This is a genomic window from Leisingera sp. S132 (assembly GCF_025144465.1).
Classification (GTDB): domain Bacteria; phylum Pseudomonadota; class Alphaproteobacteria; order Rhodobacterales; family Rhodobacteraceae; genus Leisingera.
The window spans coordinates 119,535-136,631 of record NZ_CP083553.1 but is presented as its reverse complement, the minus strand read 5'-3'; the positions used below and the strand labels follow the sequence as shown (position 1 = coordinate 136,631).

Sequence of the window (17,097 nt, the reverse complement as noted above, 5' to 3'; positions counted from 1 at the left end):
CCCCTGCCCGCCTGCCATACCTGAAGGCAAGAGGGTGCAGACCCGTAATCCCTGCGCCCCGATAACAAGAGGGCGGGCATGCAGCAGGTATCCATGCGCAAGCGCATCTGGGGGTGGTGGTTCTTCGACTGGGCCAGCCAGCCCTATCACACCCTGCTGGTCACCTTTGTTTTCAGCCCGTTCTTTGCCGCCGTTGCCGCGGAGCATTTCATTGGCCAGGGACTGGCAGATGAGGCCGCCAAGGCACAGGCGCAGACCATCTGGTCGCTGTGCCTGACCGTGACCGGGCTGATCATCGGCTTCGGCGCGCCGTTCATGGGGGCGCTGGCCGATATCTCCGGCCGGCGGCGGCCCTGGATCGTTGTGTTTTCCTGCATGTATGTGCTGGGCGCCTGGGGGCTGTGGTTCATGGACCCGGGCGGCAGCAACCTTTGGTGGATGCTGATCAGCTTTGGCTTCGGCTTTATCGGGGCGGAATTTGCACTGATCTTCGTCAACGCCCAGCTGCCCTCGCTGGCCGGCAAGGAAGACGTCGGCAATGTCTCCGGCTCCGGCTTTGCCTTTGGCTACTTGGGCGGGGTGATTTCGCTGTTCATCATGCTCTTGCTGTTTGTCGAGCAGGCCAGCGGCAGGACCCTGATCGGCCTCAGCCCGCTGCTCGGGCTGGACGCCGAAGCACGCGAAGGCACCCGCGCGGTCGGGCCCTTCACCGCGCTGTGGTTTGCCGTCTTCATGATCCCCTATTTCCTGTGGGTGCATGAGGGCCGCGCCACCGGCCAGCGCGGCACCGTGGGCCAGGCGGTGGCACTGGTGGTGCAGTCGGTGAAAAACCTGCGCAACCGGGTCAGCCTCGCCAGCTACCTCGGCTCCTCCATGCTGTACCGCGATGCGCTGAACGGGCTTTACGGTTTTGGCGGCGTTTACGCCAAGCTGGTGCTGGGCTGGCAGATCACCCTCATTGGCGTCTTTGGCATCGTGGCGGCGCTGGCGGCCACCCTATTCTGCTGGGCCGGCGGCAAGGCGGACCGGAAATACGGGCCCAAGCCGGTGATAATCCTCTCTATCCTGGTGCTGAGCCTGGTCTGCCTGACCATCGTCAGCATGTCGCGCGAACAGATATTCGGCATTGCCCTGCCCGAGGGGTCGAAACTGCCGGACGCGGTGTTCTTTGGCTGCGGCGTGCTGATCGGCGGCTTTGGCGGCATCCTGCAATCGGCCAGCCGCAGCCTGATGGTGCGCCACACCGACCCGGCCAAGGCAACCGAGAGCTTTGGCCTTTATGGCCTGTCGGGCCGCGCCACCGCCTTTCTGGCGCCGATGCTGATCGGCGTTGCAACCACTGTCACCGGCAGCGCCCGGCTGGGGATCACCCCGGTCATCGGCCTGTTTCTGATCGGATTGGTACTGTTATTCTGGGTTCAAGGAGAAGGAGATCAGGGTTGAGACTGTTACTTGCCATCTGTCTGGCGGTTGCGGGACTGAGTGTTCCGGCAAGCGCGCAGACCCCCGCCAAGGCGCTGTTCGGGGCCAAGCCCAGCGCCTCGCAGCAGAAACCCGCGCCGTTCGGCTCCTACGCCAAGGGCTGCGTGGCCGGCGCCGAGCAGCTGCCGGAGACCGGCCCCACCTGGCAGGCGATGCGCCTCAGCCGCAACCGCAACTGGGGCCACCCCGCCGCGATTGATTTCGTCAAGGACCTGAGCCGCGTGGCCGCCAGACAGCGCGGCTGGAAGGGGCTTTATGTCGGCGACATCAGCCAGCCGCGCGGCGGGCCGATGCTGTCAGGCCACCGCAGCCACCAGATCGGCCTCGATATCGACATCTGGATGCGTCCGCCGGACCGGCTGAACCTGAGCCGCAGCGCGCGGGAAAACATCTCCTCGATCTCCATGCGCCGGGCCAAGGGCGCCTATGTGAACGCCAGCTGGACGCGGGCGCATCACGAGATCCTGAAGGCCGCTGCCCAGGACAAGCGGGTGGCGCGGATCTTCGTGTTTCCCGGCGCCAAGGTTCAGATGTGCAATGACGAGAAGGGCGACCGCCGCTGGCTGCGCAAGATCCGGCCGTGGTGGGGACATCACTACCACTTCCATGTGCGGCTGAACTGCCCGCGCGGCGCCCGCGGCTGCGTTGACCAGGATCCGCCGCCCAAGGGCGACGGCTGCGCCGATGCGCAGCGCTGGGTCAATGACATTCTGAACCCGCCGCCGCCGAAACCGGTTGACCCGAACGCGCCGAAGCCTAAACCGAGACGGGATTACACCCTTTCGGATCTGCCCCAGCAATGCGCCGCCGTTCTGCAATCAAACTGACCCTGGCTTTTGCCGCCGCCGCCGGACTGGCAGCGGCGGCCTTTGCGGCCAGCCGCCCGGCGCCGGCAATCAGCAAGGCGCAATTTCTGGGCAGCTACACCTGGAAGCTGAAACAGCCCTGGTTCGGCGGTTTCTCGGCGCTGAAGATCAGCGCTGGCGGGCAGGAAATGACGGTGCTCAGCGACCGGGCCACACTGGTAACAACCAGTCTTCAGCGCAACGGCGGGCTGATTTCCGGCGTGACCGCGCATTCGGCGCACGGGCTGCGCGCCTCCACCGGCAAGATGCTGACCGGCTTTGCCGGCGACAGCGAGGGCCTGGCCGTCGCCTCCGACGGCAGCCGCTTCATCTCCTTTGAAGGCGCCGCACGGGTTGCCCGCTACCGCCGCCCGGATAGCCGCGCCAAGGTGCTGCCGCGGCCCAAGGCCTTCCGCAAGCTGCCGCTCAACAAATCGCTGGAAACCTTGGCGATTGATGCCCGCGGCCATCTCTACACCCTGCCGGAGCGCGCCTTTGACAAACACGGGCAGATCCCGGTCTGGCGCTGGAACGGCAGCCGCTGGAGCCGGCCTTTCAGCCTGCCGCCGCGCGGCGGCTTCCTGCCGGTGGACGCGGATTTCGGTCCCGACGGCCGGTTCTACCTGTTGGAGCGCGACCTGACCCTGCTCGGCTTCCGCAGCCGGCTGCGGCGCTGGGATATCACCGCCGCTGGTCCGGTCAATGAAACCCTGCTGCTGCAAACAGGCCCCGGCACCCATGACAACCTCGAAGGCCTGTCGGTCTGGGCTGGCGCCGCCGGACGGATGTTCGCCACCATGGTCTCCGACGACAATTTCCTGCCGGTGCAGCGCACCGAACTGGTGGAATACGCCCTGCCCGACTGACCCGGCGTCCCGCGCCGCGCCAGCGGCGCCCGGCCCAACCGCAAGGGGGCCTTTGCAAAAGGCACCCGGCGCGGGCGGGAGCCCCCTCCCCTTGCACGCGGCAATCTTGCGAAACAGGCTCAAGCAGTTTAAGGGAGCCGGTCTTTTGCTGCTGCGCAGCCTTCTTCGCAGCCCCGGAACAAACGGATCCCGCGCATGACCCGCTCGCATATTCCCGGCATTCTTGCCATGGCCGCCGTGGTGGCGGCCTCCAACGTCCTGGTGCAATTCCTGTTCGGCAACTGGCTGACCTGGGGCGCTTTCACCTATCCGGTGGCTTTCCTGGTGACCGATGTGATGAACCGCGTCTACGGCGCCGCCGCCGCGCGCCGGGTTGTGGCGGCGGGCTTTGCCACCGGGGTGATCTGCTCGCTGATCGGCACCCGGATCATGCTGCAGGGCGATGGCTTCACCTATCCGGCGGTGACCCTGCGCATCGCGCTTGGCTCCGGCCTCGCCTTCCTGACGGCGCAGATGCTGGACGTCGCCATCTTCTCCGCCCTGCGCGAAGGGAAGTGGTGGCGGGCGCCGCTGGCCTCCACCCTGACCGGTTCCACCGTGGACACCGCGATCTTCTTCACCCTTGCCTTCTCGCCCGCGCTGATCTGGATCGAGCCGGGTAATGATGTGTCCTGGGCCGGCGACATGCTGCCGTTGATCGGACAGGGTCCTGTGGTGCCCTACTGGGTCTCGCTGGCCTTCGCCGACTGGCTGGTGAAACTGGCGCTGGCGCTGCTCGCGCTTGTGCCCTTCCGCATCATCGTGCGTAAGCTCTCCGTAAAGACCACATGATTTTGTTTTGACATTAACCGAATCTGTGGCAGGCTGGACTTACACGAAACATCAGAAAGGAGGTGCCCATTGTCTAGAGAAGCTATGGAGAGCAGTGCCGGAACAGTTCAGAAGGTGTGCGGCCGAGGCAGCCCTTGGTACGTATAGACCCATGAATTGGTGCTGACCTAACCGGTGCACCTCCTATCATCTCGAAGGGCTGTTCCCCGCGTGTGGAACAGCCCTTTCGATTTTGGAACACCCCGCCGAACACAGACCAGGACCATGATCCGCATCACCGACCAAATCGCCCTGCAGGACTGGGAAATGACCGAGAGCTTCATCCGCGCCTCGGGACCCGGCGGGCAGAATGTGAACAAGGTGGCGACCGCGGTCGAGCTGCGGTTCGAGGCGGAGCGTTCGCCGGCGCTGGCGCCCGCGGTCAAATCGCGGCTGAAACGGCTGGCAGGACGGCGCTGGACCAAGGACGGCGCCATCATCCTGCAATGCGACGAGACCCGGTCCCAGCAAAGGAACCGCGAGATCGTGCGCGAGCGGCTGGCAGAGCTGGTGCGCAAGGCGCTGGTGGCGCCGAAGCGGCGCATCGCCACCAAGCCGACCCGCGGATCGGTCAGGCGGCGGCTGGACGCCAAGAAGCAGCGCGGCGAACTGAAAGCGACGCGCGGTAAGATCGACCCGGATTAACCCAGCCCTGTTCCGGGGATTGCACCCGCCCGTCTCTCCGCCCATGCTGACGCCAAACAGTGCGGGAGGGAAATCATGCGGCTGGACGGAAAGACCGCCATCGTGACCGGCGGCGCCTCGGGCTTTGGCGCGGGCATCGTGCGCAAGTTCCTGGCGGAAGGCGCGCGGGTGATGATCGCCGACATCAATACCGCAGCAGCAGAGGCGATGGCAGCAGAGCTGGGCAGCAATGCGGTTGCGCAGACGGTAAATGTCGCGGATGGCTCGTCGGTCAGCGCAATGGCAGAGGCCGCGCTGGCAGCGTTCGGGCAGCTGGATATTCTGGTGAACAATGCCGGCGTCACCCATCTGCCCAGCCCCCTTGAGGAGATCAGTGAGGCGGATTTCGACCGGGTGCTGGGCGTCAACGTGAAATCGGTCTACCTGACCGCCCGTGCGCTGGTGCCGCATATGAAAGCCAACCGGCGCGGTGCGATCCTGAACGTCGCCTCCACCGCCGGCGTGTCGCCGCGCCCCAATCTCAATTGGTACAACGCCTCCAAGGGCTGGATGATCACCGCCACCAAGACGATGGCAGTGGAACTGGCCCCGCACGGCGTGCGGGTCAATGCGATCAACCCGGTGGCAGGGGAAACCCCGCTGCTCAAGTCCTTCATGGGTGAAGACACGCCGGAGATGCGCTCCAAGTTCCTGTCCACCATCCCGATCGGCCGGTTTTCAACGCCGGAGGACATGGGCAATGCAGCCTGCTTCCTGTGTTCGGACGAGGCCAGCATGGTGACGGGCGTCGCCATGGAAGTGGACGGAGGGCGCTGCATTTAACGCTTTTTGTCTTACGCTGAGGTCACACGATGCCGACTGACAAGATATCCATAGCTTTTACATTGGATGAGGCACTTGTCCTGTTGGAAGCTGCCGCGAAACTTAATGGGGCTGAATTATCAGCCGCCAACCTGGACGAATGCGAACAGCAAAGTCTCTTTGATCTTGAAGCACAGCTAGAGAAGAGCCTGCCAGCAGTTCTGTCGAACAACTATGCAGACGAATTGGTTGCCGCCAAGTTGAGGCTTGGGTCAAAATGAACGCTTCATTTCTTCTTTGAGGCAAATACTCCCGCCGGAGGCCGCGCGCGCCAGCGCGCTCCCCAGGAAAAGGACATCCCGCCATGCTCCCCGGCCCCAGGAACCTGATAACCGACGTGCCCGGCCTGCGGGTCGGCAACGCCCAGGATGCGGCATTGAAATCCGGCACCACGGTGCTGACGGCGGACAAACCCTTCACCGCTTCGGTGCATGTGATGGGCGGTGCGCCGGGCACGCGGGAGACCGATCTGCTGGCACCCGACAAATCGGTCGCCAGGATCGATGCACTGGTGCTGTCGGGCGGCTCGGCCTTCGGGCTGGATGCCTGTTCCGGTGTGATGGACGCGCTGCACGCGGCGGACCGCGGCTTTCCGGTCGGCCCGGTGCGGGTGCCGCTGGTGCCGGGGGCCATTCTTTTTGACCTGCTGAACGGCGGCGACAAGGGCTGGGACCAGAACCCCTACCGCGCTCTGGGCCGGGCCGCCTTTGACGCCGCGGCTGAGGCGTTTGAACTGGGCACCGCAGGCGCCGGCGCAGGTGCCCTGACGGCAATGCTGAAGGGGGGCTTGGGCTCTGCCTCTCTGGTTCTGGAGAACGGCGTCACCGTCGGCGCGCTGGTCGCGGCCAATCCGCTGGGCGCCGTCACCACCCCGGGAGAGCGGCATTTCTGGGCCGCGCCGTTTGAAATCGGCGATGAATTCGGCGGGATTGGCCCTGATACAGCCGCCGGGCTGGGCCGCAGCCTGCACAGCCGCAAGATCGAAGCGATCCAGAAACTGGGCGGCACCCCGCTGCCGCCTGAACGGGCCAATACCACCATCGCCATCGTGGCCACTGATGCCGCACTTTCAAAGGCCCAATGCCAGCGGCTGGCCACTGCGGCGCATGACGGCATCGGGCGTGCCATCGTGCCTGCCCATTCCCCCGGCGACGGCGATCTGGTCTTTGCCGCCTGCACCGGTGCCACAGCGCTGGACGCACCGGACGCGGAACTGGGACCGCTCTGCCATGCTGCCGCGCTGTGCCTGAGCCGTGCCATCGCCCGCGCGGTCTTTCACGCCCGGCCTGAACCCGGCGACCTGCTGCCCTGCTGGGCCGCGCCCTGAACTGCCGCAGCTTCCTGCCGGGACTTTGATGCGCGTCAAACTGCCGGTTGACACTGCCGGGTAATAAATCATGAGTCACATCTGCCAACTCAGAACTGGAGCAAGCAATATGAAACCTCTTATGACCGCCGCTATTTTCGGCCTCCTCGCAGCCCCTGCCTTTGCCGAAGGCGATCCGGCAGCTGGCGAGAAGGGGTTCAACAAGTGCAAGTCGTGCCACATGGTGGTGTCCGACGCGGGCGACGTGATCGTCAAGGGCGGCAAGACCGGCCCGAACCTGTGGGGCCTGGCCGGCCGTCAGGCAGGCACAGTTGAAGGCTTCAACTACGGCGCTGACCTGGTTGCGGCTGGCGAAGCAGGCCTGGTCTGGGACGAGGAGAAATTCATCGCCTTTGCCGCAGACCCCAAGAAGTTCCTGCAGGCTGAAACCGGCAACGCCAAGGCCAAGTCGAAAATGTCGTTCCGCCTGAAGAAAGGCGGCGAGGACATCTATGCCTTCCTGGCCAGCCACAGCCCGGCCCCGGCCGAAGAGGCCCCGGCAGCCGAAGCGGCGGCTGAGGACGGTGCAGAAGCCGCCACCGAATAAGCCCTCAGACCCGTCCGTGACGGCAGCGAAGCCGCGGCATTTTGGCCGCGGCTTTTCGCGTAATTGCTTTCCCTTCGCGCAGACGTTAGCGGTAGTTTTCAAAGCTGTCGAAATGCGGCAGGCCGCAGAACAAGAAACCGTCACGGACACAGCATGAGCCACATGATCCCCGCCTGGGTGAACGGCGAATTGACCCCGGTCGACAAGCTGGCCGCGCATGAGCGCGGGCTGAAGCACAAGGCGGTTTCCGTCTTTGTGGTGAAAGGCGTGGAAATCCTGATGCAGCGGCGCGCGATGGGGAAGTACCACACGCCGGGCCTTTGGGCGAACACCTGCTGCACCCATCCGATGTGGGATGAACAGTCCTCGGCCTGCGCGGTGCGGCGGATGAATGAGGAACTGGGGCTCTCAGGCCTTTACCCCGAATTCCGCCACCACCTGGAATACCGCGCCGACGTCGGCAACGGGCTGGTCGAGCATGAGGCAGTGGATGTGTTCCTGGCCCATGCCCACCGGCCGTTGCGGATCGATGCCAACCCGGATGAGGTGATGGAGACCCGCTGGGTCGATTACCATGACCTCTTGGCCGAGGTGAGCCGCCACCCGGAGCGCTTCACCCCCTGGCTGAAGATCTACCTGCACAACTACGCCGACGTGATCTTTGGCCCCGACCTGATCATCGGCGGTCGGCGCTGACCTCTTTCCCGCCCTGACAGCTTGCCCCGCTCCCCATGCCGTGGTTATCTGCGCCCGCAAATAGGGAGTATGCTTATCATGCCCATCCTGATCGCCGGCGGCGGCATTGCCGGGCTGACCCTGGGTCTGACGCTGCATCAGATCGGGGTGCCGTTCCGCATTTTCGAGGCCGCGCGGGAGCTGAAGCCGATGGGGGTTGGCATCAACCTGCAGCCCAACGCGGTGCGGGAGCTGTTCGATCTGGGGCTGGAGGCGGAACTGGACGCAACTGGCGTCAGGACAAGGCAGCTGGGGTTCTACAGCAAGCTGGGCAAGACGATCTGGGAAGAGCCCCGCGGCACCGGCGCGGGCTATGCCTGGCCGCAGTATTCGGTGCACCGCGGTGAATTGCAGATAATGCTCTACCGCGCCCTGATCGCGCGGGCCGGTGCGGGCTGCATTGAGCCCGGTGCGCGGGCCGCCGGGTTTGAAAACACGGACGGCGGCGCGGCGCTGCTGCTGGCGGACGGGCGGCGGATCGAAGGCAGCCTGGTTGTCGCGGCGGATGGCATCCACTCTGCCCTGCGCGCGCAGATGGTGCCGGATGAGGGCGCCCCCATCTGGAACGGCCGCATCTTGTGGCGCGCCACCACCCAAGCCCCCGAATTCAAGGGCGGCGCGGCGATGGCGATGATTGGCCATGATCATCTGCGGCTGGTGGCCTATCCGATCTCGCCCCCGGATGGCGATGGCCGCGTCATGATGAACTGGATTGCGGAAAAGAGCTTTGATCCCTCTGCCCCCTGGCGGAAGGAAGACTGGAACCGGCCCGCGGACATTCAGGACTTTCTGCCGGATTTCGAGGATTGGCAATTTGATTGGATCAATGTGCCAGCCCTGATCCGCGGTGCACAGGCCGTCTATGAGTACCCGATGGTGGACCGCGACCCGCTGGCGCCCTGGACCCATGGAAACGTCACCCTGATGGGCGACGCCGCGCATCCGACCTATCCGGTGGGATCGAACGGTGCCAGCCAGGCCATCGTCGACGCGCGGGTGATCGGCGCGAAGCTGCTGGCGCACGGCGTGACTGCTGCGGCGCTCGAGGCCTATGAAGCAGAGGTGCGCCCGGTGACGGCAGCGGTGGGCCTCGCCAACCGCGCGGGCAGCGGGCCGGACGGGGTGCTGCAGCGGGTCGAGGATCTTTGCGGCGGAGACTTTGCAGACATCAGCGAGGTGATCCCGCAGGCGGAGCTGGCCGCCCATGCCGCCAAGTACAAGTCGATTGCAGGCTTTTCCATCGAAGAGCTGAACGCCCGCCCCCCGACCATCCCGGCAGGCGCCCGCGTGAGCTGAAGCACTCCTGCGGCCAGCCGCGGGTCAAGGGCGGCGCAGCCGCCGTGCCGCAGGCACGGTTTACCCTTGAGGCGCGGATGGGCGTGAACACACTCGATCAGGCGCGTTTAAGGGCAGACCTGCCCTTAAACCGCTTCTCAGCAAAAAGAAAACGCCGCGCAAAGCGCGGCGCCACGCCCAACTGTGAGGCGCATTCTATGAATGCGGCGGAGCAGGCGGGAGCGCCCCGCCCTGCCCGTCACGCTGCCGGGTCAGACGCCGATCACCGCCTGCACTGCGCGCTGCCAGCGGGCGTAGGCCGCCTGCCGCGCCGCGGGCTGCATCAGCGGCGAGAACTGGCGGTCGAGCTTCCAGGTATCCGCAAACCCCGTCTGATCCGGATAGATCCCGGCCCGCATACCGGCCAGCCAGGCGGCGCCCAGCGCAGTGGTTTCCTGCATCACCGGGCGGTCGACCGCGGCGCCCAGGATGTCCGACAGGCTCTGCATGGTCCAGTCGCTGGCGCTCATGCCGCCATCGACGCGCAGTGTCACGGTGTGGTGGCTGTCGTCCTCCCAGTCGGCGCGCATCGCCTCGTAGAGATCGCGGGTCTGGTAGGCGACGCTTTGCAGCGCGGCGCGGGCAAACTCCGCCGGGCCGGAATTGCGGGTGAGGCCGAACATGCCGCCGCGGCACTCCGGCTCCCAGTAGGGCGCGCCGAGGCCGGTGAAGGCGGGCACCAGGATCACGTCCTGGCCCGGATCGGCGCGCAGGGCCAGCTCACCCGATTCCGACGCCTGTTCGATGATCCCCAGCCCATCGCGCAGCCATTGCACCGCGGCGCCGGCGATGAAGATCGAGCCTTCCAGCGCATAGGTCGGCTTGCCATCCAACTGATAGGCGATTGTGGTCAGCATCCGGTTCTTGGACACGACGGGTTCGTCCCCGGTGTTCAGCAGCGCGAAGCAGCCTGTCCCGTAGGTGGATTTCATCATCCCCGGCTGGAAACAGGCCTGGCCGATGGTAGCCGCCTGCTGGTCGCCCGCCACACCCAGGATCGGGATCGCACCGCCCAGGATTTCAGGATCGGTGGTGCCGAAATCGGCGGCGCTGTCCTTCACCTCCGGCAGCATCTGCTGCGGCACGTCCAGCAGGTCGCTGATGGTGCGGCTCCAGCGGCACTTGCGGATGTCATACATCAGCGTGCGCGCGGCGTTGGTGGCGTCGGTCACATGCGACACGCCGCCGGTCAGGCGCCAGATCAGGAAGCTGTCCACGGTGCCGAACAGCAGATCGCCCGCCGCCGCCCGCTCCCGCGCGCCGGGAACGGTGTCGAGGATCCATTTCACCTTGGTGCCGGAGAAATAGGGATCCAGCAGCAGCCCGGTTCGGTCGGCCACCATCTCTGCATGGCCCGCCTTGCGCAGATCCTCGCAGATGGCGGCGGTACGGCGGTCCTGCCAGACGATGGCGTTGTGGATCGCCTTGCCGCTGGATTTGTCCCAGACCACGGTGGTTTCGCGCTGGTTGGTGATGCCGATGCCCGCGATATCCACGGCAGACACATCCAGATCCGCCATCACCTTGCGGCAGACCGCAACAGTGGTGTCCCAGATCTCCTCCGGGTCATGCTCCACCCAGCCCGCCTGCGGGTAATGCTGGGTAAACTCCTGCTGCGCAGTGCCCGCGACCTGCATACCTGCATCAAACAGGATTGCCCGGGTCGACGTGGTGCCCTGATCAATTGCCAGAATATAGGTCATCGGCTGCCCTCCAGTCTCCTCTGACCGGGGACAATAAACGCAAAGGCGCTACCGCTGCCAGCCCCTACTAAAAATTTAGTTTGGATACTGCGATATTGTCGATCAGGCGGATGCCATCCATCCAGGCCGCGGCCAGCAGGCGAGCGGGACGGGTTGGAGTGTCCAGCGCCTCCAGCGTCTCAGAGCAGCGCAGATCGAAGTATTCCACGTCGCCAAACCCAGCCTCTGCCAGCACCTGCCGTGCAGCAGCTTCCAGCGGCGCCCAGGATTCGCCCGCGGATGCCTTGGCGGCGGCTTCGCGCATGGCCGCATTAAGGGCCGCAGCCTTGGCCAGCGCCTCTTCCGACAGACGCAGGTTGCGCGAGGACATGGCAAGGCCCGAAGCCTCCCGCACGGTTTCGCAGCCGATCACTTCGATCGGGATATCCAGATCGCGGGCCATGCGGGCCACCACCATCAGCTGCTGATAGTCCTTCTGGCCGAAGAACGCCTTGTCCGCGCTGGTCTGCAGGAACAGCTTGGCGACGACCGTTGCCACGCCATCGAAATGGCCGGGGCGGAAGGGGCCCTCCATCACCGCAGTGATGCTGCCGCCGACAGAGACATTGGTGGCATAGCCGTCCGGGTAAATCTGGTCCGGGTCCGGCACATAGATCAGGTCAACCCCGTAGGGGGCGAGCTTCTCCGCGTCCTCGACCTCGGTACGCGGGTAGTTCGCCAGATCCTCCGGGTTGTTGAACTGCTTGGGGTTCACAAAAATGGTCACGATCACGCGGTCGCAAGCGGCCTTGGCCGCCTCCACCAGCGACAGATGGCCCGCATGCAGTGCGCCCATGGTCGGCACAAGGCCGATGGTTTCGCCCTTGCGGCGCCAGTCCGCGGTCTGGGCGCGCAAATTAGACAAGCGGCGCAGGATCGGAGCAGTCATGCCGGCACTCATCCTTTGGAGGGCGCTTGATCAGCGAACACGTGCTCCGCTGCTGGAAAGCTGCGCGCCCGCACTTCGGCGGCGTATTCGGCAATGCCGGCCTCTGCCAGCGGGCCAAGGTCGGCGTATCGTTTGACGAATTTCGGTTTGAAGGCGGTGAAGAAGCCCAGCATGTCATCGACCACCAGGATCTGCCCGTCACAGCCGGCGCTGGCGCCGATGCCGATGGTGGGAATCGCAACCTCGGCGGTGATCTTGTCGGCCAGTTTCTGCGGCACCTTTTCCAGCACCACCGAAAACGCCCCGGCCTCGGCCACCGCGCGGGCATCCGCCAGCACCGCATCAGCCTGCGCATCGCGGCCCTGCACCTTGTAGCCGCCCAGGGTGTTGATCGACTGCGGCGTCAGCCCGATGTGCGCCATCACCGGGATGCCGCGCTTGACCAGGAAGCGGATCGTCTCTGCCATCTCGACGCCGCCTTCCAGCTTGACCGCAGCGCAGCCGGTTTCCGCCATCAGCCGGGCAGCGTTGCGGAACGCCTGCTGCGGGCCTTCCTCATACGATCCGAACGGCATGTCGATGACCAGCATCGCGCGTTCCAGGCCGCGCGCGACCGCTTGGCCGTGCAGGATCATCATCTCCAAGGTGACGCCCAGGGTGGAGGTCAGCCCGTGCAGCACCATACCGACGCTGTCGCCGACCAGCACGAAGTCGCAGTGCTTGTCCATCAGCCGCGCCATCGGCGTGGTATAGGCCGTCAGGCTCACCAAAGGAGTGCCGCCCTTGCGGGCACGGATGTCTTCGGCGTTGGGCGCCTGTTTCTTGGCTGTTGCGCTCATGGCTTCCTGTCCGCAGTTCGAATGGCGCACGGATTACCAATTAACGCCGCGTGCTTCCAGTGCGCGAAATGTCCCGTGGTCTTGATTACGTTCGGGAAACAGGGAAACTCGTTTCCAATAGGCGCCGTTTTCAGGCCCGCAGATTGCACACAGGGAGATTTCAGATGGGTTTCAGATCCTTTGTTTTTGCCGCCAGTTCCGCGCTGGCGCTGGTGGCGGGCGGCGCCTGGGCCAAGGACAGCGTCACCATCGGCCTGCAGCTGGAACCGCCGCATCTGGACCCGACCAGCGCCGCGGCGCAGGCCATCGACTCGGTGGTCTACAGCAACATCTTTGAGGGGCTGACGCGCTTCATGGGCGATGGCTCCGTGGTGCCAGGGCTGGCGGAAAGCTGGGAAATCTCCGGGGACGGCACCGTCTATACCTTCAAACTGCGTGAGGGCGTCACCTTTCATGACGGCAGCACGATGGATGCGGAGGACGTGAAATTCTCGCTCGACCGCGCCCGCGCTGAGGACAGCACCAATGCGCAAAAGGCGCTGTTTGAGGGGATCACGTCGGTCGAAGCGCTGGACCCGCAGACCGTGCGGATCACGCTGGAGGCGCCGAACGGCAGCCTGCTGTTCAACCTTGCCTGGGGCGACGCAGTAATTGTCGCGCCGGAGAGCATCGCGGACATCAAGACCAGCCCCATCGGCACCGGCGCCTATACCTTCCAGGAATGGGTGCAGGGCGACCGCATCACGCTGGCGCGCAACCCGGACTACTGGGGCGAACAGCCCGCGCTGGCCTCTGCCACCTTCAAGTTCATCTCCGACCCGACCGCCGCCTTTGCTGCGATGATGGCAGAGGACATTGACGCCTTTGACAACTTCCCGGCGCCGGAGAACCTGCCCCAGTTCGACGCCGATCCGCGGTTCCAGGTGCTGGTCGGCTCGACCGAGGGCGAGACGATCCTGTCCACCAACAACAAGCAGGCCCCGTTTGACGACATCCGGGTGCGGCAGGCCCTGGCCCATGCTATCGACCGGCAGGCGATCATCGATGGCGCAATGTTCGGATACGGCACCCCGATCGGCACCCATTTTGCACCGCACAACCCGGCCTACACGGACTTGACCGGCCAGTCAGCCTATGACCCGGATCAGGCCAAGGCGCTGCTGGCAGAGGCAGGTTTCCCGGACGGGTTTGAAACCACCCTGCACCTGCCGCCGCCGTCTTATGCGCGGCGCGGCGGCGAGATCATCGCGGCCCAGCTGGCCGCGGTGGGCATCAAGGCTGAGATCATCAACGTCGAATGGGCGCAATGGCTGGAAAGCGTGTTCCGCGGCAAGAGCTTTGGCCTGACCATCGTCAGCCATACCGAGCCGATGGACATCGGTATCTATGCCCGGCCCGAGTATTACTTCCAGTATGACAGCAAACCGTTCCAGGAACTGATGGCCACTCTGACCGCCACCACTGATGCGGACGCCCGCACCGCGATCCTGCAGGAAGCGCAGGAAATGATCGCGGCGGATTACGTGAACGGCTACCTGTTCCAGCTGGCCAAGCTGGGGGTGGCCAAGGCCGGGCTGCAGGGGTTGTGGGAGAACGCGCCGACAGCGGCCATCGACCTCAGCGCGCTCAGCTGGGCGAAGTAGCTTCACACGGATGTCTTGCCCGGCGGCACCGCCGGGCAGCGCCCGAACCGCCCCCGTCAAACCGCAGGTTTGCCTCCGGCAAAACGGGCGGGCGCTTTTCGCCCACCCCTCGGTTCGGGCGATGCCCTCAACGCTTCAAAGCCCCCGTCTTTTCCGCAGATAGGCCACCCGCTCCCGGATCTCCCGCCGCACCTCACCACCGCGCGGCTGGTCGCGGAGCGTGGTGAACCAATGCTCCGGCGGGTTGCGGCCCAGCCGGTTGCCGTTGAACTCCAGCCCGCGCAGCACCGTTTCGCCCGCAGCAGGCAGGCGGTCCGGCACCTCAAATCCGTTCAGCGTGGCCCAGACCCCGGTCCAGAGCCGCCCGACCGACCACGGGTTGTAACCGCCGCCGCCCAGCACCAGATAGCGCGGCGCCATCCCCATCAGCGCCCGCACCACCGCCCAATGGGCGTTGTTCGAAAGGTCCAGATGCGGCAGCGGGTCTTCAGTGACCGCATCCGCCCCGCATTGCAGCACGATGGCATCCGGGCCAAAGGCCTCCACCACCGGCAGGATCAGCGCGTCGCGGATATGCGCCATCTCGTCATCGTTGAAGCCACGCGGCACCGGCAGGTTCAGGGCTGATCCGCCTGCGTCATCGCTCAGCCTGCCGGTCTTGGGCCAGAGGTTCTCCTCGTGCACCGAGATCATCAGCACATCCGCGTCGCCGGCAAAGCCATGCTCCACCCCGTCGGCGTGATGGGCGTCGATATCTACATAGACGATCCGCTGCGCGCCATGGTGGCGCAACGACAGCATCGCCAGCACCGGATCGTTCAAATAGCAAAACCCGTTGGCCCGGTCCGGCATCCCGTGATGAGTGCCGCCCGCCGGGTTGTAGATGATGCCGCCCTCCGCCAGCAGCTCGCCCGCCAGGATCGACCCGCCCGCCGCGGTGGCCGGGCGCCGGAAGATTTCCGGAAATACAGGATTTGAGATCGTGCCCAGGCAGTGCCGCGCGCGCACTTCCGCACTCACCGCCTGCGCGGCCTCTGCCGCCTGCAGCGCCGCGACATATTCCGGCGTGTGCCAGATGGTCAGCGCCGCGGGTTTGGCCCGGGGGGAATTCACATAGACCGTATCCGGCAGCCAGCCCAGCGCGCGCGAGAGGTCCATCACGGTCGAAACCCGCGGCACCCGCAAGGGATGGGTGCGGCCATAAGACGAGCCGCGGTAGATTTCCGATCCGATGAAAAGGGGGCGGGCCAGCATGGCCTAGTGATAGCCGGTTTCAGCCGGATGCCAAAGGGCATAGCTCAACCCTTTGACGTTGCGCCTTTTTGCCCGGCCTCTCCGGTTTCGCTCCACCGCGCACTAGACCCGCCTCCTGCGGGCTCCTAACGTGGCATCCATGCTGCGTTACACCCTGAAACGCCTGGTGTCACTGATCCTCAGCCTGGCCGTTGCCTCGCTGGTGATTTTCCTCGTGGTGGAGGTGGCGCCGGGCGATCCCGCCTCCTTTATGCTGGGCGTCAACGCGCAGCCTGATACCGTCGCCGCGTTGCGGGCGGAGCTGGGGCTGGATCAGGGCAAGCCGGCCCGCTACCTGAACTGGGCCGCGGGCATGCTGAGCGGCGATTTCGGCACCTCCTATACCTACCGCACGCCGGTTGCGGGGATGATCGCCGACCGGCTGTGGGTGTCTCTGCCGCTGGCGCTTTTTGCACTGACGCTGTCCACCCTCATTGCCTTTCCAGCCGGCATCTACGCCGCTGCCCGCCGCGGCAAGCCGGGCGACATGGCGGTGATGGGCGCGACCCAGCTGGGCGTTGCGGTGCCGAACTTCTGGTTTGCGATGATGCTGGTGCTGATCTTTGCCATCAACCTGCGCTGGTTCGGCGCCGGCGGGTTTCCGGGCTGGGACGCGGGGCTTTGGGCGGGCCTCCATGCGCTCACCCTGCCCGCCATCGCGCTGGCGCTGCCGCAGGCGGCGATCCTGACCCGCGTCATGCGCTCCGCCCTGCTGGACATCCTCGGCGAGGACTTCATGCGCACCGCGCGGGCCAAGGGGCTGACACGCCGGCAGGCGTTGTGGCGCCACGGGGTGCGCAACGCGCTGATTCCGGTGCTGACCATCATCGGGCTGCAGTTTTCCTTCCTGCTGGCCGGCGCCATCATCATCGAGCAGGTGTTCTATCTGCCCGGCCTCGGGCGGCTGGTGTTCCAGGCGATTTCGTCGCGTGATCTGATCGTGGTGGAATCCGTTGTGATGCTCCTGGTCTTTGCCGTCATCACGGTGAATTTCCTGGTCGATCTCGCCTATGCGCTGGTCGACCCGCGGCTGAGGAGCCGGGCATGATCCGGAAACTTGAGCAACCATTTCTGTCTCTTGGCCCGGCAACGCCGGGCCGCGCCCTCCCCTCCCCCCGGGAGGGCGCTTCGCACCCTCC

General features: G+C 65.4%; 17 protein-coding genes. 13 read left to right on the top strand and 4 right to left on the bottom strand.

Annotation, left to right across the window (positions count from 1 at the left end; translation table 11 throughout):
- The first annotated feature begins 78 nt into the window (after window positions 1–78).
- From K3725_RS00700 to K3725_RS00650, 11 genes are all read left to right on the top strand, one after another.
- Window positions 79–1,443, top strand: coding sequence for an MFS transporter (locus K3725_RS00700; protein WP_260016989.1), 1,365 nt, complete (start codon window positions 79–81; stop codon window positions 1,441–1,443).
- On the top strand, window positions 1,440–2,309 hold the full coding sequence (gene mepA / locus K3725_RS00695) for a penicillin-insensitive murein endopeptidase (protein ID WP_409201580.1): 870 nt from the start codon (window positions 1,440–1,442) through the stop codon (window positions 2,307–2,309). Before K3725_RS00700 ends, mepA begins: the two co-directional genes overlap by 4 nt.
- The gene (locus K3725_RS00690) at window positions 2,282–3,193 is read left to right on the top strand and encodes an esterase-like activity of phytase family protein (protein WP_260016988.1); all 912 of its coding nucleotides are present in this window, start codon (window positions 2,282–2,284) and stop codon (window positions 3,191–3,193) included. The genes mepA and K3725_RS00690 overlap by 28 nt, the downstream gene beginning before the upstream one ends.
- Window positions 3,194–3,388: 195 nt before the next feature.
- Entirely contained in the window at window positions 3,389–4,024 is a 636-nt protein-coding gene (locus K3725_RS00685; RefSeq protein WP_260016987.1) for a queuosine precursor transporter, read from the top strand.
- 264 nt (window positions 4,025–4,288) lie between these two features.
- Window positions 4,289–4,708, top strand: a complete 420-nt coding sequence (gene arfB, locus K3725_RS00680; RefSeq protein ID WP_260016986.1) for an alternative ribosome rescue aminoacyl-tRNA hydrolase ArfB — start codon at window positions 4,289–4,291, stop codon at window positions 4,706–4,708.
- A 75-nt stretch (window positions 4,709–4,783) separates the two neighbouring features.
- On the top strand, window positions 4,784–5,530 hold the full coding sequence (locus K3725_RS00675; protein WP_260016985.1) for an SDR family oxidoreductase: 747 nt from the start codon (window positions 4,784–4,786) through the stop codon (window positions 5,528–5,530).
- Window positions 5,531–5,559: 29 nt separating this feature from the next.
- Window positions 5,560–5,790: a hypothetical protein gene (locus tag K3725_RS00670; RefSeq protein ID WP_260016984.1), complete on the top strand. Its 231-nt coding sequence runs from the start codon at window positions 5,560–5,562 to the stop codon at window positions 5,788–5,790.
- Between the two features lie 83 nt (window positions 5,791–5,873).
- The gene (locus tag K3725_RS00665; protein WP_260016983.1) at window positions 5,874–6,896 is read left to right on the top strand and encodes a P1 family peptidase; all 1,023 of its coding nucleotides are present in this window, start codon (window positions 5,874–5,876) and stop codon (window positions 6,894–6,896) included.
- Between the two features lie 109 nt (window positions 6,897–7,005).
- Window positions 7,006–7,482, top strand: coding sequence for a cytochrome c family protein (locus tag K3725_RS00660; protein WP_260016982.1), 477 nt, complete (start codon window positions 7,006–7,008; stop codon window positions 7,480–7,482).
- 153 nt (window positions 7,483–7,635) lie between these two features.
- The gene (gene idi, locus K3725_RS00655; RefSeq protein WP_260016981.1) at window positions 7,636–8,178 is read left to right on the top strand and encodes an isopentenyl-diphosphate Delta-isomerase; all 543 of its coding nucleotides are present in this window, start codon (window positions 7,636–7,638) and stop codon (window positions 8,176–8,178) included.
- A gap of 78 nt (window positions 8,179–8,256) precedes the next feature.
- The gene (locus tag K3725_RS00650) at window positions 8,257–9,513 is read left to right on the top strand and encodes a flavin-dependent oxidoreductase (RefSeq protein ID WP_260016980.1); all 1,257 of its coding nucleotides are present in this window, start codon (window positions 8,257–8,259) and stop codon (window positions 9,511–9,513) included.
- 251 nt (window positions 9,514–9,764) lie between these two features.
- Here the strand turns inward: K3725_RS00650 and glpK are convergent, their stop codons facing one another.
- The 3 genes from glpK to panB all read right to left on the bottom strand — a co-directional run bounded on the left by glpK (window position 9,765) and on the right by panB (window position 13,022).
- Window positions 9,765–11,255 (bottom strand): glycerol kinase GlpK, encoded by a 1,491-nt coding sequence (glpK, locus tag K3725_RS00645; protein ID WP_260016979.1) that lies wholly within the window; start codon window positions 11,253–11,255, stop codon window positions 9,765–9,767.
- Window positions 11,256–11,322: 67 nt separating this feature from the next.
- On the bottom strand, window positions 11,323–12,183 hold the full coding sequence (gene panC / locus K3725_RS00640; protein ID WP_260016978.1) for a pantoate--beta-alanine ligase: 861 nt from the start codon (window positions 12,181–12,183) through the stop codon (window positions 11,323–11,325).
- A gap of 8 nt (window positions 12,184–12,191) precedes the next feature.
- Window positions 12,192–13,022, bottom strand: coding sequence for a 3-methyl-2-oxobutanoate hydroxymethyltransferase (gene panB / locus K3725_RS00635; protein WP_260016977.1), 831 nt, complete (start codon window positions 13,020–13,022; stop codon window positions 12,192–12,194).
- A 164-nt stretch (window positions 13,023–13,186) separates the two neighbouring features.
- Here panB and K3725_RS00630 point away from each other — a divergent pair, with 164 nt between their 5' ends.
- Window positions 13,187–14,665: an ABC transporter substrate-binding protein gene (locus tag K3725_RS00630; protein WP_260016976.1), complete on the top strand. Its 1,479-nt coding sequence runs from the start codon at window positions 13,187–13,189 to the stop codon at window positions 14,663–14,665.
- Window positions 14,666–14,800: 135 nt separating this feature from the next.
- On the opposite strand, the gene K3725_RS00625 is transcribed toward K3725_RS00630, so the two are convergent.
- Window positions 14,801–15,919 carry an acetoin utilization protein AcuC gene (locus K3725_RS00625; protein WP_260016975.1) on the bottom strand — a complete coding sequence of 373 codons (1,119 nt, stop codon included), beginning with the start codon at window positions 15,917–15,919 and terminating at the stop codon, window positions 14,801–14,803.
- A gap of 139 nt (window positions 15,920–16,058) precedes the next feature.
- Between K3725_RS00625 and K3725_RS00620 the strand changes: the two genes are divergently transcribed.
- Window positions 16,059–17,006, top strand: coding sequence for an ABC transporter permease (locus K3725_RS00620; RefSeq protein ID WP_260016974.1), 948 nt, complete (start codon window positions 16,059–16,061; stop codon window positions 17,004–17,006).
- The last annotated feature ends 91 nt before the right edge of the window (window positions 17,007–17,097 follow it).